The 21,151-nt window shown below is 68.0% G+C and carries 16 protein-coding genes; 10 read left to right on the plus strand and 6 right to left on the minus strand.

Going from position 1 to position 21,151, the window contains the following annotated elements; genetic code table 11:
• Positions 1 to 57 precede the first annotated feature (57 nt).
• On the minus strand, positions 58 to 1,620 hold the full coding sequence (locus tag ACOCMH_RS27925) for a PLP-dependent aminotransferase family protein (protein WP_427310467.1): 1,563 nt from the start codon (positions 1,618 to 1,620) through the stop codon (positions 58 to 60).
• A gap of 85 nt (positions 1,621 to 1,705) precedes the next feature.
• Here ACOCMH_RS27925 and ACOCMH_RS27930 point away from each other — a divergent pair, with 85 nt between their 5' ends.
• The 7 genes from ACOCMH_RS27930 to ACOCMH_RS27960 all read left to right on the plus strand — a co-directional run bounded on the left by ACOCMH_RS27930 (position 1,706) and on the right by ACOCMH_RS27960 (position 7,252).
• On the plus strand, positions 1,706 to 2,383 hold the full coding sequence (locus tag ACOCMH_RS27930; protein ID WP_427310468.1) for a VOC family protein: 678 nt from the start codon (positions 1,706 to 1,708) through the stop codon (positions 2,381 to 2,383).
• 31 nt (positions 2,384 to 2,414) lie between these two features.
• Positions 2,415 to 3,128, plus strand: a complete 714-nt coding sequence (locus ACOCMH_RS27935; protein WP_427310470.1) for an alanyl-tRNA editing protein — start codon at positions 2,415 to 2,417, stop codon at positions 3,126 to 3,128.
• Positions 3,125 to 3,787, plus strand: coding sequence for a LysE family translocator (locus tag ACOCMH_RS27940; protein WP_427310471.1), 663 nt, complete (start codon positions 3,125 to 3,127; stop codon positions 3,785 to 3,787). Before ACOCMH_RS27935 ends, ACOCMH_RS27940 begins: the two co-directional genes overlap by 4 nt.
• Positions 3,788 to 3,824: 37 nt before the next feature.
• Positions 3,825 to 4,823 carry a DMT family transporter gene (locus ACOCMH_RS27945; RefSeq protein ID WP_427310473.1) on the plus strand — a complete coding sequence of 333 codons (999 nt, stop codon included), beginning with the start codon at positions 3,825 to 3,827 and terminating at the stop codon, positions 4,821 to 4,823.
• Positions 4,824 to 4,834: 11 nt separating this feature from the next.
• Positions 4,835 to 5,302 carry a RidA family protein gene (locus ACOCMH_RS27950; protein ID WP_427310474.1) on the plus strand — a complete coding sequence of 156 codons (468 nt, stop codon included), beginning with the start codon at positions 4,835 to 4,837 and terminating at the stop codon, positions 5,300 to 5,302.
• Between the two features lie 83 nt (positions 5,303 to 5,385).
• Positions 5,386 to 6,570, plus strand: a complete 1,185-nt coding sequence (locus ACOCMH_RS27955; protein WP_427310476.1) for a PLP-dependent aminotransferase family protein — start codon at positions 5,386 to 5,388, stop codon at positions 6,568 to 6,570.
• Positions 6,571 to 6,607: 37 nt separating this feature from the next.
• Positions 6,608 to 7,252 (plus strand): glutathione S-transferase family protein, encoded by a 645-nt coding sequence (locus ACOCMH_RS27960; protein WP_171515932.1) that lies wholly within the window; start codon positions 6,608 to 6,610, stop codon positions 7,250 to 7,252.
• Between the two features lie 31 nt (positions 7,253 to 7,283).
• Here ACOCMH_RS27960 and ACOCMH_RS27965 read toward each other — a convergent pair whose 3' ends face one another.
• Positions 7,284 to 7,937 carry a LysE family translocator gene (locus ACOCMH_RS27965; RefSeq protein WP_427310478.1) on the minus strand — a complete coding sequence of 218 codons (654 nt, stop codon included), beginning with the start codon at positions 7,935 to 7,937 and terminating at the stop codon, positions 7,284 to 7,286.
• Between the two features lie 412 nt (positions 7,938 to 8,349).
• On the opposite strand from ACOCMH_RS27965, the gene ACOCMH_RS27970 reads away from it, so the two are divergent.
• Together ACOCMH_RS27970 and ACOCMH_RS27975 are read left to right on the plus strand one after the other, a co-directional pair.
• Positions 8,350 to 10,026, plus strand: a complete 1,677-nt coding sequence (locus ACOCMH_RS27970; protein ID WP_427310480.1) for an L-lactate permease — start codon at positions 8,350 to 8,352, stop codon at positions 10,024 to 10,026.
• Positions 10,027 to 10,180: 154 nt separating this feature from the next.
• Positions 10,181 to 12,010 (plus strand): ABC transporter ATP-binding protein, encoded by a 1,830-nt coding sequence (locus ACOCMH_RS27975; RefSeq protein ID WP_427310482.1) that lies wholly within the window; start codon positions 10,181 to 10,183, stop codon positions 12,008 to 12,010.
• Between the two features lie 160 nt (positions 12,011 to 12,170).
• Here the strand turns inward: ACOCMH_RS27975 and parC are convergent, their stop codons facing one another.
• The 3 genes from parC to ACOCMH_RS27990 all read right to left on the minus strand — a co-directional run bounded on the left by parC (position 12,171) and on the right by ACOCMH_RS27990 (position 17,474).
• Positions 12,171 to 14,510 (minus strand): DNA topoisomerase IV subunit A, encoded by a 2,340-nt coding sequence (parC, locus tag ACOCMH_RS27980; protein ID WP_427310484.1) that lies wholly within the window; start codon positions 14,508 to 14,510, stop codon positions 12,171 to 12,173.
• An 80-nt stretch (positions 14,511 to 14,590) separates the two neighbouring features.
• Entirely contained in the window at positions 14,591 to 15,385 is a 795-nt protein-coding gene (locus ACOCMH_RS27985) for a lytic transglycosylase domain-containing protein (RefSeq protein WP_427310486.1), read from the minus strand.
• Positions 15,386 to 15,482: 97 nt separating this feature from the next.
• Positions 15,483 to 17,474: a DNA topoisomerase IV subunit B gene (locus ACOCMH_RS27990; protein WP_427310488.1), complete on the minus strand. Its 1,992-nt coding sequence runs from the start codon at positions 17,472 to 17,474 to the stop codon at positions 15,483 to 15,485.
• Between the two features lie 343 nt (positions 17,475 to 17,817).
• Between ACOCMH_RS27990 and ACOCMH_RS27995 the strand changes: the two genes are divergently transcribed.
• On the plus strand, positions 17,818 to 19,029 hold the full coding sequence (locus ACOCMH_RS27995; RefSeq protein WP_427310490.1) for an MFS transporter: 1,212 nt from the start codon (positions 17,818 to 17,820) through the stop codon (positions 19,027 to 19,029).
• Positions 19,030 to 19,744: 715 nt separating this feature from the next.
• Here ACOCMH_RS27995 and ACOCMH_RS28000 read toward each other — a convergent pair.
• The gene (locus ACOCMH_RS28000; RefSeq protein WP_427310492.1) at positions 19,745 to 21,004 is read right to left on the minus strand and encodes an IS256 family transposase; all 1,260 of its coding nucleotides are present in this window, start codon (positions 21,002 to 21,004) and stop codon (positions 19,745 to 19,747) included.
• Between the last annotated feature and the right edge of the window lie 147 nt (positions 21,005 to 21,151).

The raw sequence follows: 21,151 nt of genomic DNA on the forward strand, positions 1-21,151 counted from the left end.
CAAAAATAGGGACGCCCGGGCCATTTTCAAGACCCGGGGGCGCAGCGACTGCCCGCGCTACAGGCGTTCGAGCTGCCGCGCCAGGAAACGCAGCATGTCGGGATCGCCACTGCTGGCAACGTTGAAGCGCATCCACCCGGACGGCATCTGCGACGGCGAGAACAGGCTGCCCGGGGCGAACAGGTAGCCCTCTTCATGGCCGGCGGTGGTAATGGCGTTGGAATCGCGGCCGGTATCGGCCCACAGGTACATGCCGGCATGCTGGCCGGGAAACAGCCGCAGCCCCAGCCCTTCCAGCGCGCGCCGGGTGTCGTCGCGGGCGCGGTCGAGCCGGCTGCGCACGCGCTCGACGTGCTTGCGGTAATGCCCTTCGGTCAGCACCTTGTACAGCACCCGCTCGTTGATCTCCGGCGTGGCCAGCCCGGCCAGCAGCTTGCTGTCGGTCAGCGCCGCCGCAGTCTCAGGGTGCGCGGCGATAAAACCAACGCGCAGGTTGGCCGCCAGCGTCTTGGAAAAGCTGCCCAGGTAGATCACGCGGCGCAGCTGGTCCAGGCTGGCCAGCCGGGTGGCGGCGTGGCCGGGCGGGCACAGGTCGCAGTAGATGTCGTCCTCGACGATCAGGAAGTCATACTGCTCGGCCATGCGCAGCAGCTGGAAGGCCTTGGCCGCCGACAGCGAGGTGCCGGTCGGGTTGTGCAGCACCGAGTTGATCACGAACAGCTTGGGGCGGCGCGCCTGCACGATGCGCTCGAGCGCCTCCAGGTCGGGCCCTTCGCCGGTGTAGGGCACGCCGATCACCTGCGCGCCCTGCGCGGCGAAGCGGCCGAACATCACGAACCAGGCCGGGTCGCCCACCAGCACCGCGTCGCCGGGCTGCAGGTAGAGCCGGGCGATCAGGTCGAGCGCCTGGGTGATGCCCGAGGTCAGCACGATCTGCTCGGCGCCGGCGCGGATCTCCAGTTCTTCCAGCCGCGTGCGCAGCTGCTGGCGCAACGGCAGGAAGCCCTGCGGCGTGCCGCTCGCCAGGAAATGGTTGCCCGGCTGGCGGCCCAGCCCACGCAGCGCGCTGGCGATCAGCTCGCCGTCGAGCCAGTCATTGGGCAGGAAGCCCAGGCCCGGCGCCTTGTGCGCCTCGGCGGTATGGAACATGCTGCGCAGCAGCCAGGTCACGTCGATCTTGCGCGCCACCGCGGCGTCGCGGGGGACCGGCGCCGCCGGCGCGGCCGGGGCCCGCTCGCGGACGTAGAAGCCCGAGCCGCGGCGCGATTCCAGGTAGCCCAGCGCCACCAGCCGCTCATACGCCTCGACCACGGTGAAGCGCGAGATGCCCTTCTCCTGCGCCAGCTGCCGGATCGACGGCATGCGCATGCCGGCGCGGAACACGCGCTCGTCGATGCGCATGCGCGCCCATTCGGTCAGCTGCTCGACCAGCGTCATCTGCGCGGACGGGACCGGGTCCGGCAGCCGCGCCGTGGGCGGCAACACCAGCTGCAGCGCGCGCGCCGGCGCGCTGCCCGATGCGGCTTGCGGGCCGCCTCGGCTATCCTTCTGGCGGGCCATGGCGCCGCGCTGGCCGACGCTGTCGCCCGCGGCGTCGCCGCTGCTGCTGTTGGACTCCATGTGCTGCTCCTGCAACTGTACTGAAGACGATCCGCTGAACTGTACCGGTACTGTACCGAGTACCTTGTCTACCATCAATGCCAACATGAAGCTAGCTCTCGATCACCTCGTGGTTGCCGCCGCCGACCTCGACGCCGGCACCGATTACGTTGCCGGCGTGCTGGGCATTGCGCCCCAGGGCGGCGGCGCGCATGCGGCCATGGGCACGCACAACCGCGTGCTGGGTCTGTTCGGCGGCATCTACCTGGAAGTGATCGCGATCGATCCGGCCGCTGCCCAACCCGCGCGGCCGCGCTGGTTCGGCCTGGACACCGAGGCGGTACAGCAGCGCCTGCGCGATGGTCCGTTCCTGCTGCACTGGGCGGCGCGCGTGGAACGGCCGGCCGACCTGAGCCGATGGCAGGCGCAGTATCCCGAACGCATCGCCCCAGTCATCCCCATGAGCCGGGGCAGCCTGCACTGGCGCATCACCGTGCCCGCCGACGGCAGCCTGCCGGCCTGGGCGGGCGAAGCCGGCAGCGCCGGCGACGGCGCGCTGCCCAGCCTGATCCAGTGGGATGTGGCCGCCTGGCCCGGCGCCAGCCTGCCGCGGCAGGACCTGGCGCTGCGCCGGCTGGGCGCGCGCCATCCGCGCGCCGAGCTGCTGCGCCAGGGGCTGGACTGGATGGGCGCCGACCACCTTCTCGCCGTGGAGCAGGACGACGGTCCGCCTGCACTGGTCGCCGAAATCGAAACGCCGCAGGGCATCCGTACCCTGCGCTAGCCATACCCATAACAAGACCAAGGAGCCCCCGATGTCCGCCACCCGCAAACGCTTCGACGAAGACCCGTATCTCGACCACTGCACCGCCACCGTTGTGGCCGCCAGCGCCGAAGGGATCGAGCTCGACGAGACCGTGTGCTATGCGCGCAGCGGTGGCCAGGCCGGCGACACCGCCACGCTGGCGCTGCCTGACGGGGGCACCGTGGCCATCATCGACACGGTCTACGCCGACGACCGCAGCCGCATCCTGCATGTGCCGGCGGCCGGGGCGCCGCTGCCGCGCGTCGGCGAGCGCGTCACGGTCGCGATCGACTGGGCCCGCCGCCACCGGCTGATGCGCCTGCACACCTGCCTGCACCTGCTGGGTTCGCTGATCCCGGTGCCGGTGACGGGCTGCGGCATCTCGCCGGAATCGGCGCGCATCGACTTCGACCTGCCCGAGTCCACGCTCGACAAGGCTGACCTGACCGAGCGCCTGAACGCGCTGATCCGCGCCAACACCGCGGTGCGCACCACTCTGATCACGCCGCAGGAACTGGCCGCGCAGCCCGACCTGGTGCGCACCATCGGCGCGGCCCCGCCGGCAGGCACGGCCAGCATCCGCATCATCGAGATCCCCGGCGTGGACCGCCAGCCGTGCGGTGGCACGCACGTGGCCAACACCGGCGAGATCGGCGCGGTGGTGGTGACCAAGATCGAAAAGAAGAGCCGCACCAACCGGCGCGTGGCGGTGGCGTTCGCATGACGACGTCCGGAGTGCTGGCCGGCCTGCTCACCGGCCTGAGCGCGGCGCAGTTCGCGGCGCTGCTGACGCTGCTCACGGTCGGCTTGTTCACACCCGGGCCCAACACCACCATCGCCGCCGTGACCGGGGCAAACTTCGGCCTGCGCGCCACGCTGCCGCACTGCGTGGGCGTCGCGTTCGGCTTTGCCAGCATCCTGGCGCTGTGCGCGCTCGGAGTAGGCGCGCTGATCCTCGGTCAGCCGGCGTTGGCCGCCGTGGTGCACGCCGCCGGCGTGGCCTACCTGCTGTGGCTGGCGTGGAAAATCGCGCGCAGCACGGCGCTGGCGGAAAAACAGGTGCTGCGCCCGCTCAGCGTGTGGCAGTCGGCAGCGCTGCAGTACGCCAACATCAAGGCGTGGATGCTGGCGCTGGCGGTGGCAGCCTCGTACATGGCGGGCGCGGCGTCGCCGGTGCAGCGCGTGCTGCTGGTGTGCGGCGTATTCGGGGTGCTGGGCTTTGTCAGCAACGGCGTCTATGGCGCGGTGGGCGCGTCGCTGCGGCAGTGGCTGCAGCAAGGCCGGCGCGTGCGCTGGTTCAACCGGGCCATGGGGGCGGCACTGGCGCTGACAGCGCTGTGGATCGCGCTCGGGGCCCGTCCCGGCGTGCCCGCGGCAGCCTGACCAGGATTGCCCCGAGTTCAACCTCCAGAGGCCAACCATGCCCGCCAGCCGCCCCGCTCCGCATCCCCCTTCTTCGACGCCTCCGTCATCGGCCGCGCCCGCCTCGGGCGGCATGCTGCTGGGCCTGATCGGCGTGGCGATCTTCAGCCAGACGCTGCCGTTCACGCGCATGGCGGTGGCGGAACTGGACCCGGTCTTCGTCGCGCTGGCGCGGGCCGTGCTGGCCGCCCTGCTGGCGCTGGCGTTGCTGGCGTGGCGCGGCGCGCTGCACGCCAGCCGGCGCCCGCGCGGCGGGCAATGGCCGCGGCTGGCCGTCACCGCGCTGGGCGTGGTGGCGGGCTTCCCGCTGTTTTCCTCGCTGGCCATGCGCGAGGTCCCGGCCAGCCACGGCGCCATCGTGATCGGCCTGCTGCCGCTGGCGACCGCGGTGTTCGCCGCCTGGTTCGGGCGCGAGCGGCCATCGGCTGCCTTCTGGCTGTCGGCGCTGGCCGGCAGCGCGCTGGTGGTCGGCTTTGCCGTGTGGCAAGGCGCCGGCGGCCTGCAGCATGCCGACTGGTACCTGTTCGGCGCGGTGCTACTGGGCGCGCTCGGCTACGCCGAGGGCGGCAAGCTGTCGCGCGAGCTGGGCGGGCTGGAAACCATCAGCTGGGCGCTGGTGGTATCGCTACCGCTACTGGTGCCGGTGGTGGCCTGGCTGGCGCTGCGCGACCTGCCGGCGATCACCGCGGCCTCGCCGCGGGCCTGGGGCGGCATGGCCTATGTTTCGGTGTTCTCGATGTTCGTGGGCTTCCTTTTCTGGTACGCCGGCCTGGCAAAAGGCGGCGTGGCCCGCGTCGGCCAGATACAATTGCTGCAGCCGTTCCTGACGCTGGCGGGCGGCGCGCTGATCCTGTCCGAGCCGCTTGACGCCCCCACCCTCGCCTTCGCGGTGGCGGTGATTGCCGTGGTGGCCCTGGGCCGCCGCGCCGCCGTGCAGCAAGCCGCACCCGCCCCCGCCCCGGAACCCCCACCGATCCTTCCCGGACGCATTCACTGACTGGAGCCTACATGTCCCAAACCTCGGTCTACGATATCCTTGCCCGCCTCGGCATTGAACTGCCGGCCGTCAGCGCCCCCGCCGCCGCCTACGTGATGGCCGCGCAGACCGGCAACACCGTGTTCCTGTCGGGCCATATCGCCCGCAAGGACGGCAAGGTATGGGCCGGCAAGCTGGGCCAGGACATCGACACCGAAACCGGCAAGGCCGCCGCCCGCGCCGTCGCCATCGACCTGCTGGCGACGCTGCATGCGCATGTCGGCGACCTGAACCGCGTGACCCGCATCGTCAAGGTGATGAGCCTGGTCAATTCGACCACCGACTTCACCGAGCAGCACCTCGTCACCAATGGCGCCTCGGAGCTGCTGGCCGAAGTCTTCGGCGACAAGGGCAAGCACGCCCGCAGCGCGTTCGGCGTGGCACAGGTGCCGCTGGGCGCCTGCGTCGAGATCGAGCTGATCGCCGAAGTGCAGGGCTGAACCGCGCTTGCGCATTGACTGAGCGGCAGGCCGTTGCCGGCGCCGCTCGCACCAGAATCACCGCAGACCACAAGAGACACATCATGAAATGGGCCATCTCCCGCCGGGCGCAGCAACTGACCAGCTCGGCCATCCGCGAAATCCTGAAGGTCACCGAGCGTCCGGAAGTCATTTCGTTCGCCGGCGGCCTGCCGTCGCCGGCGTCGTTCCCGGTAGCGGCGATGGAAGCCGCGACGGCCCGCGTGTTCGCCGACAACCCGCAGGCGGCGCTGCAATACGCCGCGACTGAAGGCTACCTGCCGCTGCGCGAGTTCATCGCCCGGCGCCATGACGTGGCGGTCGAGCGCGTGCTGATCACCACCGGCTCGCAGCAGGCGCTGGACCTGATCGCCAAGGTGATGATCGACCCGGGCAGCAAGGTGATGGTGGAAACCCCCAGCTACCTCGGCGCGCTGCAGGCGTTCTCGCTGTTCGAGCCGGAATTCGTCTCGATTCCCAGCGACGACAAGGGCCTGCTGCCCGAGGCGCTGACGCCCGAGCTGACCGCCGGCGCCCGCTTCCTGTACGCCCTGCCCAACTTCCAGAACCCGACCGGGCGCCGCCTGCCGCTGGAGCGCCGCCAGGCGCTGGTAGCGCGCGCGCAGGAACAGGGTGTGCTGCTGGTCGAGGACGACCCGTACGGCGCGCTCAGCTACACCGGCGACCAGCTGCCGAGCCTGCTGTCGATGAACCCCGATGGCGTGATCTACATGGGCTCGTTCTCGAAGATCCTGGCGCCCGGCATGCGCCTGGGCTATGTGATCGCCCCGCCCGAGCTGCACTTCAAGCTGTGCCAGGCCAAGCAGGCCTCGGACCTGCACACGCCCACCTTCACCCAGCGCGTGGCCTACGAAACCATCCGCGACGGCCTGCTCGACACCCATATCCCGACCATCCGCGAGCTCTACAGCAAGCAGTGCCAGACCATGCTGGACGCGCTCAGGCGCCACATGCCCGAGGGCGTCAGCTGGAATGCGCCCGAAGGCGGCATGTTCATCTGGATGGAGCTGCCCGAGGGCCTGGACAGCATGGTGATCCTGGAAGAAGCGGTGAAGCGCAACGTCGCCTACGTGCCGGGCGCGCCGTTCTACGCCGGCAACCCCAAGCGCAACGCGCTGCGCCTGGCCTTTGTCACGGTGCCGGCGGAGCGCATCGAGCAAGGCGTGGCGATCCTCGGCGAACTGTTCCGCGAAGCCATTGCCGCGGCCCGGCAGCCGCGCGCGGCCTGAGCCAGGGCAAACGGGCGCACCTCACTTGGGAGACGACATGTTGCGTATCTGGGGCCGGCTTTCCTCCATCAACGTGCAAAAGGTGGTCTGGTGCGCGCGCGAGTTGCACCTGGACCATGAGCGCGTCGATATCGGCGTGACCAAGGGCGACCTCGACACCGAGGCCTATGTGCGCCTGAACCCGAACCGCCAGATCCCCGTGATCGAGGATTTCCGCGGCACCGATGTCGGCGGCGAGCCGTTCGTGCTGTGGGAGTCCAATGCGATCGTGCGCTACCTGTGCGCGCGCTACGGCGAAGGCACGCTGTGGCCCGAGGATGTCAAGGCGCGCGCTTCGGCCGACCGCTGGATGGACTGGCAGACCACCGCCTTCAGCCCGGCCATGGTGACGGCATTCCTGAACCTGGTGCGCAAGCCCGCAGCCGAGCGCGACCAGGCCGCCATCCAGGCCTCGTGCGAGCGCACCGAGCCGCTGGCCGCGCTGCTCGACAAGGCGCTGGCCGGACGCGAGTTCGTCGGCGGCGATCGCTTCACCATGGCCGACATCTCGCTGGCCTGCGCCGCGCACCGCTGGATGGGGCTGCCGCGCAAGCACCAGCCGCGCCCCGACCTGGAACGCTGGCTCAACGCCATGCGCGCCCGCCCCGCCGCCGGCGGCATCCTGGAACTGCCGCTGCGCTGAGGCGCGGCGGTTTCCGCCCAGCGCTCCCCGCCTACTTCGGCGCGCGCGAGCCCGACGCGGCGGTAAAGATCCCCAGCCCGATAAAGGCCGCGCCGGTCAGGTAGCGGCCCAGCGCGCGCACCCGGCCGGCGCGGCGCAGCGCCGGCATCACCGCGGCGGCGGCCATCACATAGCATGCGTCGGTGGTCGCGGCGATCAGCACGAAGGCCACGCCCAGCGCCAGGCTCTGCGCCAGCGCCGATCCCGCCGGGTTCATGAACTGCGGCAGGAAGGCCGCGAAGAAGATCGCGGTCTTGGGGTTGAGCAAGGCCACCACGAAGCCATCGCGCACCACCTGGCGCAGGCTGCGCGGCGACGCTTCCGCGGTACCGCCCTCGGCGCCGGTGCCGCCGCCGCGCAAGGCACGCAGCCCCAGCCAGATCAGGTAGGCCGCCCCGGCGTACTTGACCACCGTGAAGGCCAGCGCCGAGACCGAGAACAGCACCGCCAGGCCCAGCGAAGCGCCGATGGCGTTGCCGAGGTTTCCCAGCGCCACCGCGCCGATCGAGGCCAGTCCGGCCTGCCGCCCCTGTGCCAGCGTGCGCGTGACGATATAGACCACGGCCGGGCCCGGCGTGATCGCCAGCGCCAGGCTGGCCACCACGAATGCCATCAGCAACGGCCACGGCGGAAGCAACTCAGTCATGGGAAAACCTCGCCTGGAAGTGGGATGGCGCCGGCCGGATGCCGGCGCGCTGTCCGCCAGTATGGCGCCACGGCCGCGTCCGCGCCAGCGGCCGGAATCGTTGCCACGGCCAGCCATGCGGCGTCGCCGCTGGCTTGCATACTTTTGCAACGGGCGCTGTTTAGAGTACTCTGGCCGGTGTGCCGCAAGGGCCCCATGTGCGCCGCCCTGCTCGTCGGGGCAAACCCTGATCCCTGAATGTGGCTCATCGCAGGCATGACGCGATATACGGGGGCCGCGGTGGGGCCTTTTCTAAAATCCTTGTTCTTTGCCGGCACGGCGGATGCCGCACGCCGGTGCAAAGCGCATGCGGTGGTTCCAGGGCACGCAGATCGCCCGGTCACCTGAGCCAAACCAGAGGAGGATTTCGATCGTGTGGAGTCAAGTCTATGACCCGCTAGGCAATATGGCGCTGTCGACCATTGCCGCGGGGATACCCGTCGCCGTGCTGCTGATCGCACTGGCGTTCTTTCATATGCAGGCGCATCTGGCCGCAGGCCTGGCACTGGTAGTGGGCGTGGTGGTGGCCGCCGCGGTATTCGGCATGCCCGCCGCGATGGCCGGCAAGGCCGCGGGGCTGGGCATCATTTCCGGCTTGTTCCCGATCGGCTGGATCGTTCTCAACATCATCTTCCTGCACCGGCTGACAACCCTGAACGGATCGTTCAAGGTGTTGCAGGGCTCTATCTCTGGCGTGACCGAAGACCGCCGCCTGCAGCTGCTGCTGGTAGCGTTCAGTTTTGGCGCCTTCTTCGAGGGCGCGGCCGGCTTCGGCACGCCGGTGGCAGTGACCGGCGCCATCCTGATCGGCCTGGGCTTTTCGCCGCTGGCGGCCTCGGGCCTGGCGCTGATCGCCAACACCGCGCCGGTGGCGTTCGGCGCGCTGGGGGCGCCGATCATCGGCCTGTCGTCGGTGACGGGCATCGACCAGGTCACGCTGTCGGCCATGATCGGCCGCCAGCTGCCGTTTTTCTCCGTGCTGGTGCCGTTCTGGCTGATCTGGGCCTTCGCCGGGTTCCGCGGCATGCTCGCGATCTGGCCGGCGATCCTGGTGGCCGGCGTGACCTTCGCCGTTCCGCAATTCCTGGTGTCGAACTTCCACGGCCCTTGGCTGGTGGACGTGATCTCGTCGCTGGTGTCGATGGGCTGCCTGACCCTGTTCCTGAAGATCTGGCATCCGAAAGAGATCTGGACTTCGACCAAGATCCTCGGCCGTCACGACGAGTCCAGGGTCGACCATCCCGAAGCGCTCGAAGCCGACGCCCGCGCTACCGCCGCTTCGGCCGGCATCTCCGTGGTGAAGGCCTGGATGCCGTGGGTCATCCTGACCGTGTTCGTGTTCGTGTGGGGCATCCCCGAGTTCAAGAAGATGATGGACGCCGTGTGGCAGTTCAAGTTCCCGGTGCCCGGGCTGGACAAGGCCATCATCAAGCATCCGCCGGTCACGCCCAAGGAAATCGCCGAACCGGCCGTGTTCCTGTTCAATGTGCTGTCGATGGCCGGCACCGGCATCCTGGTATCGGCCGTGGTCGGTGGCCTGCTGATGGGCTACTCGGTGCCGCGCCTGCTCAAGGAATACTGGGAAACCATCAAGCTGACCAAGTTCTCGCTGCTGACCATCAGCGCCATGTTCGGCATCGGCTACCTGACCCGCTATTCGGGCCTCGACGCGACACTGGGCCTGGCGTTTGCGCAGACCGGCGTGCTCTATCCCCTGTTCGGCACCATGCTGGGCTGGCTGGGTGTGGCGCTGACCGGCTCCGACACCGCCTCGAACGTGCTGTTCGGCGGCCTGCAGAAGACCACCGCCGAGCAGCTGGGCCTGTCGCCGGTGCTGATGGCTTCGGCCAACAGCTCGGGCGGCGTGATGGGCAAGATGATCGACGCGCAGTCGATCGTGGTGGCCTCGACGGCGACCAAATGGTACGGACACGAAGGCGACATCCTGCGCTATGTGTTCTTCCATTCGATCGCACTGGCCATCCTGGTCGGCATCTTCGTGACGCTGCAGGCCTATGTGCCGCCATTCACGCATATGGTTATCCACTGATGCTGCGGCCGCGGCCGCATGTCATTGCAGACCAGGCCCCGCTCCGGCGGGGCTTTTCCATGGCGCGACGCGCGTATCATGTTGCGTCTGCTCCGCCGCACGCGCGCCCGTCCCACGAAGACACCGGGCACGCCTGGCACAACGGGAACCCGCCATGTTGCGTCGCCTGGAAAGACTGATCGATCCCTTCCGCCACATGCCTGACCGGGAGCCGCCGGGCCAGGTCCTGCGCTTCTACACGTGGTACCTGCGCGAAGTCTGGGGCGTATTCGTGCTGCTGTTGCTGGTGGGCCTGGTCGGCGCGCTGATCGAAGTGGCGCTGTTCAGCTTCCTCGGCCGGCTGGTCGACATGGCGCAGACCACGCCCGGCGCGGAATTCTTCACCCGGCATCGCAACGAGCTGGTGTGGATGCTGGTGGTGGCTGTGCTGCTGCGGCCCGTTTTTTTGGGCCTGCACGACGTGCTGGTGCACCAGGTCATCAATCCCAGCCTGTCCAACCTGATCCGCTGGCAGAACCACCGCTACGTGCTCAAGCAGAGCCTGTCGTTCTTCCAGAACGACTTTGCCGGGCGCATCGCCCAGCGCATCATGCAGACCGGCTTCTCGTTGCGCGACTCCGCGGTGCAGGCCGTCGATGCGCTGTGGCACGTGCTGATCTACGCGGTCAGTTCGCTGGTGCTGTTCGCGCAGGCCGACTGGCGGCTGATGATCCCGCTGCTGCTGTGGATCGGCTGCTACGTCGCCGCGCTGCTGTACTTCGTGCCGCGCGTGAAGCAGCGCTCGGTGGTCGCCACCGAATCGCGCTCGCGGCTGATGGGGCGTATCGTCGACGGCTACACCAATATCACCACGCTCAAGCTGTTCGCCCATACCCGGCAGGAAGAAGACTATGCGCGCGACGCCATGTCCGAACAGACCGAGAAGACACGGCAGGCCGGGCGCATGGTCAGCGGCATGGACGTCGCCATCACCTCGATGAACGGCGCACTGATCGCCGGCACCACCGGGCTGGCGGTGTGGCTGTGGAGCACCGGGCATGTCACCACCGGTGCGATTGCGCTGACCACCGGGCTGGTGATCCGCATCAACAATATGTCTGCCTGGATCATGTGGGTGGTCAACGGTATCTTCGAGAACGTCGGGCAGGTGCAGGACGGCATGAAGACCATCGCGGTGCCGCGCAAGGTGACCGACCGCCCGGGCGCGCAGCCGCTGCGCGTCACGCACGGCGAAGTCCGCTTCGAGCAGGTGGGCTTCCACTACGGCAAGGGCTCGGGCGTGATCGAGGGCGTCAACCTGACCGTGCGGCCGGGCGAGAAGATCGGCCTGGTTGGGCCTTCCGGCGCCGGCAAGTCGACGCTGGTCAACCTGCTGCTGCGCCTCTACGACGTCGAGCGCGGCCGCATCCTGATCGACGGCCAGGATATCGCCACGGTCACGCAGGAAAGCCTGCGCGCGCAGATCGGCATGGTCACGCAGGACACCTCGCTGCTGCACCGCTCGATCCGCGAGAACCTGCTCTACGGCAAGCCCTCCAGCACGGAAGCCGAACTGGCCGCGGCGCTGCACCGCGCCCGCGCCGACGAGTTCGTCCCCGACCTGGTCGATGCCCACGGCAACACCGGGCTGGAAGCGCAGGTCGGCGAGCGCGGCGTGAAGCTGTCAGGCGGCCAGCGCCAGCGCATCGCGATCGCGCGGGTGCTGCTCAAGAACGCGCCGATCCTGATCCTCGACGAAGCGACTTCGGCGCTGGACTCGGAAGTGGAAGCGGCGATCCAGGAAAGCCTGGAAACGCTGATGCAGGGCAAGACCGTGATTGCCATCGCGCACCGGCTGTCGACGATCGCAAGGATGGACCGGCTGGTGGTGCTGGACAACGGGCATATCGTGGAGAACGGCACGCACGCGGAATTGCTGGCGCAGGGCGGGCTGTATGCGCGGCTGTGGGCGCATCAGACCGGGGGATTCGTGGGAGTGGATTGAGGCGTTTCCCAGCCGATTGGGTGCTCCATCTCCCGCTTGCGGGAGAGGGGCTGGGGTGAGGGCGGGAGCGTCTTCGAAGTCAGGCCTGCGGTATGCCACCGCCTGCCCTCACCCCTGCCCCTCTCCCGCAAGCGGGAGAGGGGAGCAAATCAGGGGCGATTCAATTGCCAGCAGGCGGCTCCACCCGCACCGGGTCGATCCTCGGCTCCTTCAGCTTCGCCTCGAGTTGTTTGCCCTTGCGCGCGCGCTTGCCCACATAGGGCAGCAGCGACGCCCCGGCCAGCTTCTGCGACGACGGCTTGCCGCCGCGGCCAGCGCCGGACAGCACCAGTCCCGGCGCACCCACCGCCACCGCCTGCAGCAGCTTCTCCTTGGGCTCGAGCTCCATCAGGATCACGCCGCGCCCGCCGGCGGACAGCACCTTCACTTCATCCAGCGCCACCAGCAGCAGGCGGCCGTTGCCGGACAGGCACGCGGCATGGGTAGCCTCGTCGCCCAGCGGCGCCGGCGCCAGCGGGGTGTCGCCGTCGTCGAGCGTCAGGAACGACTTGCCGCCCTTCTGCCGGCTGATCATGTCAGCGACCCGGGTCTGGAAGCCATTGCCGCCCGCGGTGGCGATCAGCATGCGCTGTTCGGCCGCCCCGGCGAAGGTATGCGCCACCTGGCTGCCGGATTGCAGCTCGATCAGCGTGGTGATGGGCACCCCGTCGCCGCGCCCGCCCGGCAGGCCGGCGACCGGCACCGAATAGACCCGGCCATTGGTGCCGAACGCCAGCAGCACGTCGACGGTGCGGCATTCGAAGGTGCCATACAGCGCATCGCCAGCCTTGAAGGTGAATTGCTGCGCGTCGTGGCCATGGCCCTGGCGCGTGCGCACCCAGCCCTTCTGCGACATCACCACCGTCACCGGCTCGTCGATCACGCGCACCTCGGCCGCGGCGCGGCGCTCTTCCTGGATCAGCGTGCGGCGCGGATCCTTGTCTTCCGGGCTGTACTGCTTCGCGTCGGTCTCGATCTCCTTGATGATGCGACGGCGCATCATGGTCTCGGACTTGAGCAGCACGTCCAGTTCGGCCTGCTCCTCGCGCAGTTCCTTCAGTTCCTTCTCGATCCGGATCGCTTCCAGGCGCGCCAACTGGCGCAGCCGGATTTCGAGGATGTCCTCGGCCTGGCGGTCGCTCAGGCCGAAGGCCTCGATCAGCGCCGGCTTGGGCTCGTCGCTCTCGCGGATGATGCGGATCACCTCGTCGATATTGAGCAGCACCAGCATCCGGCCTTCGAGGATGTGGATGCGGTCCTCAACCTTGCCCAGGCGATGGCGCGTGCGCCGCGTGACGGTGTCGAAGCGGAACGCGATCCACTCGGCCAGGATTTCGCGCAGGCCCTTCTGGCGCGGGCGTCCGTCGGTGCCGATCATCACCAGGTTGATCGGCGCCCCGGATTCCAGGCTGGTATGCGCCAGCAGCGTCTGGATGAACTCCTGCTGGCCCACGTTCTTGCTCTTGGGCTCGAACACCAGCCGCACCGGCGCGTCCTTGCCGGACTCGTCGCGCACCGCGTCGAGCACCGCCAGCACGGTGGCCTTGAGCTGCTGCTGGTCTTGCGTCAGCGCCTTCTTGCCGGTCTTGATCTTGGGGTTGGTGATTTCCTCGATCTCTTCCAGCACCTTCTGCGCCGAGGTATTCGGCGGCAGCTCGGTCACCACCAGCTGCCACTGGCCGCGCGCCATTTCCTCGATGGTCCAGCGCGCTCGCACCTTCAGGCTGCCGCGGCCGTTCTCGTAGATCTGGGCAATGTCCGCCGCCGGCGAGATGATCTGGCCGCCGCCGGGATAGTCCGGCCCCGGCATCAGCGCCAGCAGCTCGGCCAGCGAGATATTCGGGTTGCGGATCATCGCCACGGTGGCGCCGGCGACCTCGCGCAGGTTGTGCGGCGGGATCTCGGTGGCCATGCCCACCGCGATGCCCGAGGCGCCGTTGAGCAGCACGAACGGCAGCCGCGCCGGCAGCAGCCTGGGCTCCTGCATCGAGCCGTCGTAGTTGGGGATGAAGTCGACCGTGCCTTCGTCGATCTCGTCGAGCAGCAGCCGCGAGATCGGCGTCAGGCGGGCTTCGGTGTAGCGCATCGCCGCGGCGCCATCGCCGTCGCGCGAGCCGAAGTTGCCCTGCCCGTCGATCAGCGGATAGCGCAGCGAGAAGTCCTGCGCCAGCCGCACCAGCGCGTCATAGGCGGACTGGTCGCCATGCGGGTGGAACTTGCCCAGCACGTCACCGACCACGCGCGCCGATTTGACCGGCTTGGCGTCGGCGCGCAGCCCCATCTCGTGCATCGCGAACAGGATGCGCCGCTGCACCGGCTTCTGGCCGTCGGCCACCTCGGGCAGCGCGCGGCCCTTGACCACGCTGACGGCGTAGTCCAGGTAGGCGCGCTCGGCGTAGCGGGCCAGCGTCAGCGAATCGGCCGGCTCTTCAGGTTGAAACGTGATGTCTTGTTGTTCCATGGATAGGCAAGGATTCGGCGCGCCACGCGTTGGACTTCAACGGCGGGCGCACCGGGTGGCTTGTGATTCGTGGGTGCCGGTCAGGGCATGGCACGGCGCGCGCCGATCACCATCTTCACGCGCGGACCGTCGTCGCTAGCGCTGGCGTGCTTGAGCACCACGCCCTGCTGTGGCTGGTACAGCCGGTAGAACTGCAGCACGGTGCTGACATACTGCCGGGTTTCCGGATAGGGCGGAATACGGTTGTTGTAGCGCTGCACAGCGCCCTCGCCGGCGTTATACGCCGCCAGCACCAGCTCGAGGTTGTTGGGGAACTGCTGCATCAGCCAGCTCAGGTAGCGCACGCCGGCGGTAATGTTGGTGCGCGGATCGGCCAGCTTCTGTTCGACGGTGCGGCGCGCATCCGCGCTGACGCCAAAGCGCGCGCCGGTATCGGGGATCACCTGCATCAGGCCGATCGCGCCCTTGGGCGACACCGCCGCCGGGTTGAAGCCGGACTCCACCGCCATCACCGCCTTGACCAGCGCGGGATCGACATCCTGCTTGCCGGCGATCTGGTGGATCAGCGGCTCGACGGTCTTGATGTTGGGATGGTTGACGACGTAGCGGTACAGCTTGTGCTGTTCCAGGTCGATGTCCCCGCCCGCGGGCTGCGCCTGCCGTACGGACAGGCGCGCGGAGTCGAGCTTGCCGCCGTCCTTCATGAACAGCTTGTAGCGCGCGTCCAGCTTCTGGTCGGCAAAATGGGCCACGCCGTCGGCATCGATGTAGCCCCACAACTCGGCATGCGCCGCCGGCACGCAGGCAAGCCCGGCCAGCGCCAGCAGCACTGCCGTCGCCTTGCGCCATGGGTTGCCGGGGGTTCTCGTCTTCATCGTGCGTTCCAGAGTACGGCGGACCGGAGCCGGCATTATGCGCCAATCGGGCGGGGCCGGCACCGGACCGGCCCCGCCCGCGGCGCCGCGGCCCGGCTCAGATATCGGCCTCGACCTCGTTGCCCTTCTCTTCCAGCCAGCTGCGGCGCTGGGCGGCCTCGCCCTTGCCCATCAGCATGTTCATCATCTCGACGGTCTGCGGCAAGTCGTATTCGCCCAGCATCACGGGCAGCAAGCGGCGCGTATCGGGGTTCATGGTGGTTTCCCACAGCTGCTCGGCGCTCATCTCGCCCAGGCCCTTGAAGCGCGAGATCTGCCACGAGTTTTCCTTGACGCCGTCCTTGAGCAGCTTGTCCTGGATGGCTTCGAGTTCGCCTTCGTCGAGCGCGTACAGCTTCTGCGCCGGCTTCTTGCCGCGCGCCGGGGCATCGACGCGGAACAGCGGCGGACGCGCCACATAGACGTTGCCGGTCTCGATCAGCTTGGGGAAGTGGCGGAAGAACAGCGTCAGCAGCAGCACCTGGATATGCGCGCCGTCGACGTCGGCATCGGACAGGATGCAGATCTTGCCGTAGCGCAGGTTGGACAGGTCGGGCTCGTCACTGGCGCCGTGCGGGTCCACGCCGATCGCCACGGCGATGTCGTGCACCTCGTTGTTGGCAAAGAGGCGGTCGCGCTCGGTCTCCCAGGTGTTCAGCACCTTGCCGCGCAGCGGCAGGATGGCCTGGAACTCCTTGTCGCGGCCCATCTTGGCCGAGCCGCCGGCGGAGTCGCCCTCGACCAGGAACAGCTCGTTGCGGGTGATGTCGGTGGACTCGCAGTCGGTCAGCTTGCCGGGCAGCACGGCCACGCCGGAGCCCTTCTTCTTCTCGACCTTCTGCGCCGCGCGCGTGCGCGCCTGGGCCTGGCGGATCACCAGCTCGGCCAGCTTCTTGCCGTATTCGACATGGTGGTTCAGCCACAGCTCCAGCGCGGGGCGGCTGAAGGTGGACACCAGCCGCACCGCGTCGCGGCTGTTCAGGCGCTCCTTGATCTGACCCTGGAACTGCGGGTCCAGCACCTTGGCCGACAGCACGAACGAAGCACGTGCGAACACGTCTTCGCTCATCAGCTTGACGCCCTTGGGCTGCAGCGCATGCATCTCGATAAAGCTCTTCACCGCCTGGAACAGCCCTTCGCGCAGGCCGGATTCATGCGTGCCGCCGGCCGGCGTGGGGATCAGGTTGACGTAGGACTCGCGCACCGGCGCGCCATCCTCGGTCCAGGCTACCACCCACGACGCGCCCTCGCCGTCGGCAAAGCCTTCCTCGCCGGGATTGGCATCGGAGTCGGCGAAGTGCTCGCCCTCGAACATCGGGATCACCAGTTCGGCGCCACTGCCCTGCGCCAGCGCCTCCACCAGGTAGCCCTTCAGGCCCTGGTCGTACTGCCAGGTCTGGCGCTCGCCGGTTTTCTCGGTCACCAGCGTGACCTTCACGCCCGGCAGCAGCACCGCCTTGCTGCGCAGCAGGCGCTGCAGCTCCGCCAGCGGGATCGCGGCGGAATCGAAGTACTTCGCGTCCGGCCATACCTGCACGCGGGTGCCGTTCTTCTTTTCGCCGCGCTCGAGCTTGCGCGAAGCCAGCGGCACGGTCACGTCGCCGCCGGAGAAGGTCAGCGTCGAGCAGATGCCGTCGCGCCACACGGTCACGTCCAGCTGGGTCGACAAGGCATTGGTCACCGACACGCCCACGCCATGCAGGCCGCCGGAAAACGCATAGGCGCCGCCCTTGCCCTTGTCGAACTTGCCGCCCGCGTGCAGCCGGGTAAAGACGATCTCGACCACGGGCACGCCCTCTTCCGGGTGGACGCCCACCGGGATGCCGCGGCCGTCATCTTCCACGCTGAGGCTGCCGTCGCGATGCAGGGTCACCAGGATCTCGGAACCGTGGCCGCCGAGGGCCTCGTCCGAGGCATTGTCGATCACCTCCTGAACGATATGCAGGGGGTTGTCGGTCCGGGTGTACATGCCGGGACGCTGCTTGACCGGCTCCAGGCCCTTCAGGACCCGGATGGAAGATTCGCTGTACTGACTGGTTTTGCTCGCCATGGAGTCGCTACGAAAGTGAGGGGCCGGCTGCCGCGAGGCGTACAACTGTGCACGCGCCGGGGCACCGGGCACTGCATTGTAATGGAAGCGCGCGACGCCAATCCTGCAGAAAAAAGCCGCCGCCCTGCAGCGGGCGCGGGGTCGGGCTTGCCGGGCCGCCGGCGCTTTTTGCCGGGGCGCGGCAGGTGCCGGCGGCGCCGTACGCGTTTTCCCGAGCCGGAGTAAACTCCCCTCCACCCGGTCCCGGCAAGCCTGATTGCCGTTCCGGCGCGGTAAAACAACAAGCAACAGACCATCCCCGTCAGCGCCGCCTCACCCGCGCGACCGCACACCGAGCCAAGACATGCAGAACCGACAACTCTCCCTGACCACCGTCCTTGTGTGCGGTGGCTTGCTGGTCACGCTCTCGATGGGCATCCGGCACGGCTTCGGCCTGTTCAACCTGCCGATCACGCAGGCCCACGGCTGGAATCGCGAGACCTTCGCCTTTGCGCTGGCATTGCAGAACCTGATGTGGGGCGCCAGCCAGCCGTTCGCCGGGGCCCTGGCCGACAAGTTCGGCGCGCTGCGCATCATGCTGGTGGGCGTGGCGCTGTACGTGGCCGGCCTGGTGGTGATGGCGCTGGCGACCAGCGGCACCGCCTTCGCCACCGGTGCCGGCGTGATGATCGGCATCGCCCAGTCCGGCACCACCTACAGCATCGTCTACGGCGTGATCGGCCGCGTGGCCAGCCCGGAAAAGCGGGTGTGGGCGATGGGCATCGCCGCCGCCGCGGGCTCCTTCGGCCAGTTCCTGATGATTCCGGTGGAACAGGGGCTGATCTCCGGCCTGGGCTGGCAGAACGCGCTGTACGTGATGGCGCTGATGGCGTGCGTGATGCTGCCGCTGGCACTGACCCTGCGCGATCCGCGCGAGGCCGCCCATGGCGGTGGCCACCACCAGACCATCGGCCAGGCCATCCATGAAGCCTTTGGCAACCGCAACTTCCAGCTGCTGACGCTGGGCTACTTCGTGTGCGGTTTCCAGGTAGTGTTTATCGGCGTGCACCTGGCACCGTATCTGAAAGACCAGGGCCTGACGGACCCGAAGGTGGCCGTGGTGGCGCTGGCGCTGATCGGGCTGTTCAACGTGTTCGGCACCTATACCGCCGGGGCCCTGGGGCAGCGGCTGCCCAAGCGCTACTTGCTGTCGGCCATCTACCTGACGCGTTCGGTGGTGATCGCCGGCTACCTGATGCTGCCGCTGACCGTGGCCAGCACCTGGGTGTTCGCGGCGCTGATGGGCTTCCTGTGGCTGTCGACGGTGCCGCTGACCAACGGCATCATCGCGCAGGTATTTGGCGTGAAGTACCTGTCGATGCTGTCCGGCGTGGTGTTCTTCTCGCACCAGATCGGCAGCTTCCTGGGCGCGTGGCTGGGCGGCTACCTCTATGACCGCACCGGGGGCTACAACACGGTGTGGGTGATTGCGATCGGGCTGGGCGTGCTGGCGGCACTGGTCAACCTGCCGATCCGCGAGCAGGCGCTGGTGCGGGCGCAGCCGGCGGCGGCGTGATGGCCTCCGGACGGACGGCCATGGCGAAGGCGGCCGGGCTGGCGGTGCTGGCGGGGGTGCTGGTGCTGGGGTTCGTGGGGTATTTGCGGCCTGCGTTTGTGGTGGGGGTGGCTAATATGGTGTTGGCTTGGTGTGGGTGAGGGGTTTTTTGCGGGCGTTTTTTTGGGTGGTCGCTAGTGGTGACATGCTGTCGGCTGTTGGACCGCGTGGTTCCGCCCTGCTGGGCGGGTCACTTTTTGTCCGAGCGACAAAAAGTAACCAAAAAGCGCGTTTACTGCCCTGCGGGCGGCATGTCTTATCGTAGTGGGCGTTGGGTTTTCGTACGGGGCTTGGCTTCCTCACAAAGCTAGACTGCCTGCCGCAGGGGTGCGCGACGGTGGGAGGGGCGTTGAAGGGATGGTTGAACGAGCCCAGAGCGGTGGGTGGCCGCCTGCTGCTGGCCTTGCCGTAGGAACGCCTACGGCTGCGCTGCGCGCAGGCAGTATCGCCGAGCAGGGGCCCTGGCTCGGCACGCGTCGCTGCGCTCGCTTGGTGCTTGCGGGCGCGAGGGATCCAGTTCTGCCATTTTTGGGCCGGCGCATAGCGCAGCCGAAGGCGTCCCTACGATAAGGTCCGCAGCAGGGACCACCCACCGCTCTGGGCGGGCCTGTCAGGGTTTTTGTGTTCAGGGCAGTTAAAGGCTCACCGTCGACTTGACCGGTGAGCCAGCATTATCTCAGCGATGCGGGTGGGTGAAGCGCTCCTCATAGAGAATCGCAAACTGGTTCATGGCAGCCTTCCAGTCATGCGTTGAACTGCCCCACTTGCCGGTGATGTTGCGCAAGGCTAGCCATAGCAGCTTCGTTGCCGCTTCATCACTGGGGAAGTGTCCCCGGGTCTTGATGATCTTGCGCAGTTGCGCATTGATGCTTTCAATGGCGTTGGTCGTGTAGATGATCTTGCGGATTGCCGGCGGGAACGTAAAGAACGGGATCACCTGATCCCAGGCACGACGCCAGGATGCGGCAATGGGGGGATACTTCTTAGCCCACTCTCCCTGCTCGAAGGCTGCCAACTCGGCCAGCGCCGCCTCAACAGTGGGCGCGGTGTACACGGGCTTAAGCGCCGCCGCCACGACCCGGCGCTCTTTCCAACCGGCGTAGCCTAAGCTGTTTCGGATCAGATGCACGATGCAGGTCTGTAGCGTCGTGTGTGGGAACACCGCGTTCAGGGCCTGCTCCATGCCCTTGAGGCCATCGGTGACCGCGATCAGGATGTCCTGCGTGCCACGAGTCTTCAGGTCGTTGAACACCTTCATCCAGAACTTGGCGCCTTCGGTGCTCTCGATCCACAGGCCCAGGATGTCGCGCGTGCCGTCGGGCAGCACGCCCAAGGCAAGGTAGACGGCCTTGTTGCGCACCACCCCGTCCTCGCGCATCTTGACCCGCAGCGCGTCGAAGAACACCACCGGGTACATCGCCTCCAGCGGGCGGGCCTGCCAGGTGGTGACCTCGTCCATGACCGCATCGGTCACCGAGCTGATGAACTCGGGCGATACCTCGGTGCCGTACTGCTCGGCCAGGAACGCCTGGATCTCGCGCACGGTCATGCCCCGGGCGTACATGGCGATGATCTTGTCGTCGAACCCAGTGAAGCGCCGCTCGTGCTTGGGGATCAGAATTGGATCGAAACTGCCGTCGCGGTCGCGCGGAATGTCTATCCGCAGCGGGCCGTCGTCGGTCAGAAGGGTCTTGGCGCTCTTGCCATTGCGCTGGTTGGCCGTGCCGGCCGGGCGCTCGGCGCCAGCCGCGTAGCCCAGGTGATGGCCGAGCTCAGCGCCCAGGGCGCGTTCGATCAGGGCCTTCTTGAACGCCATCGAAGCGTCCTGGACCGCCTCCGCAGTCATCGGGCCCTTGACGAAATGGGTAATCAAGTCCTCGGGGATGGTCGGCAGCTCACGGTCGGCGGCCTGGCTCGTCTTGGTTCTGCGTGGCATACATGCTCCTTGGCGACATGTTATGCCCTAAACACAAAATTTCTGACAGGTCCCTCTGGGCTCGTTCAAACCCCACTCCAACGCCCCACCCACCGTCGTGCACCCCCTGCGGCAGGCAGTCCAGCTTTGTGAGGAAGCCAAGCCCCG

This window comes from Cupriavidus sp. H39 (genome assembly GCF_050271075.1).
Lineage (GTDB): Bacteria > Pseudomonadota > Gammaproteobacteria > Burkholderiales > Burkholderiaceae > Cupriavidus > Cupriavidus necator_B.

Bases quoted from the DNA above. Each gene is read 5' to 3' on its own strand.
- ACOCMH_RS27925 (WP_427310467.1), bottom strand. From the start codon at position 1,620: ATGGAGTCCAACAGCAGCAGCGGCGACGCCGCGGGCGACAGCGTCGGC.
- ACOCMH_RS27930 (WP_427310468.1), top strand. From the start codon at position 1,706: ATGAAGCTAGCTCTCGATCACCTCGTGGTTGCCGCCGCCGACCTCGAC.
- ACOCMH_RS27935 (WP_427310470.1), top strand. From the start codon at position 2,415: ATGTCCGCCACCCGCAAACGCTTCGACGAAGACCCGTATCTCGACCAC.
- ACOCMH_RS27940 (WP_427310471.1), top strand. From the start codon at position 3,125: ATGACGACGTCCGGAGTGCTGGCCGGCCTGCTCACCGGCCTGAGCGCG.
- ACOCMH_RS27945 (WP_427310473.1), top strand. From the start codon at position 3,825: ATGCCCGCCAGCCGCCCCGCTCCGCATCCCCCTTCTTCGACGCCTCCG.
- ACOCMH_RS27950 (WP_427310474.1), top strand. From the start codon at position 4,835: ATGTCCCAAACCTCGGTCTACGATATCCTTGCCCGCCTCGGCATTGAA.
- ACOCMH_RS27955 (WP_427310476.1), top strand. From the start codon at position 5,386: ATGAAATGGGCCATCTCCCGCCGGGCGCAGCAACTGACCAGCTCGGCC.
- ACOCMH_RS27960 (WP_171515932.1), top strand. From the start codon at position 6,608: ATGTTGCGTATCTGGGGCCGGCTTTCCTCCATCAACGTGCAAAAGGTG.
- ACOCMH_RS27965 (WP_427310478.1), bottom strand. From the start codon at position 7,937: ATGACTGAGTTGCTTCCGCCGTGGCCGTTGCTGATGGCATTCGTGGTG.
- ACOCMH_RS27975 (WP_427310482.1), top strand. From the start codon at position 10,181: ATGTTGCGTCGCCTGGAAAGACTGATCGATCCCTTCCGCCACATGCCT.
- parC (WP_427310484.1), bottom strand. From the start codon at position 14,510: ATGGAACAACAAGACATCACGTTTCAACCTGAAGAGCCGGCCGATTCG.
- ACOCMH_RS27985 (WP_427310486.1), bottom strand. From the start codon at position 15,385: ATGAAGACGAGAACCCCCGGCAACCCATGGCGCAAGGCGACGGCAGTG.
- ACOCMH_RS27990 (WP_427310488.1), bottom strand. From the start codon at position 17,474: ATGGCGAGCAAAACCAGTCAGTACAGCGAATCTTCCATCCGGGTCCTG.
- ACOCMH_RS27995 (WP_427310490.1), top strand. From the start codon at position 17,818: ATGCAGAACCGACAACTCTCCCTGACCACCGTCCTTGTGTGCGGTGGC.
- ACOCMH_RS28000 (WP_427310492.1), bottom strand. From the start codon at position 21,004: ATGCCACGCAGAACCAAGACGAGCCAGGCCGCCGACCGTGAGCTGCCG.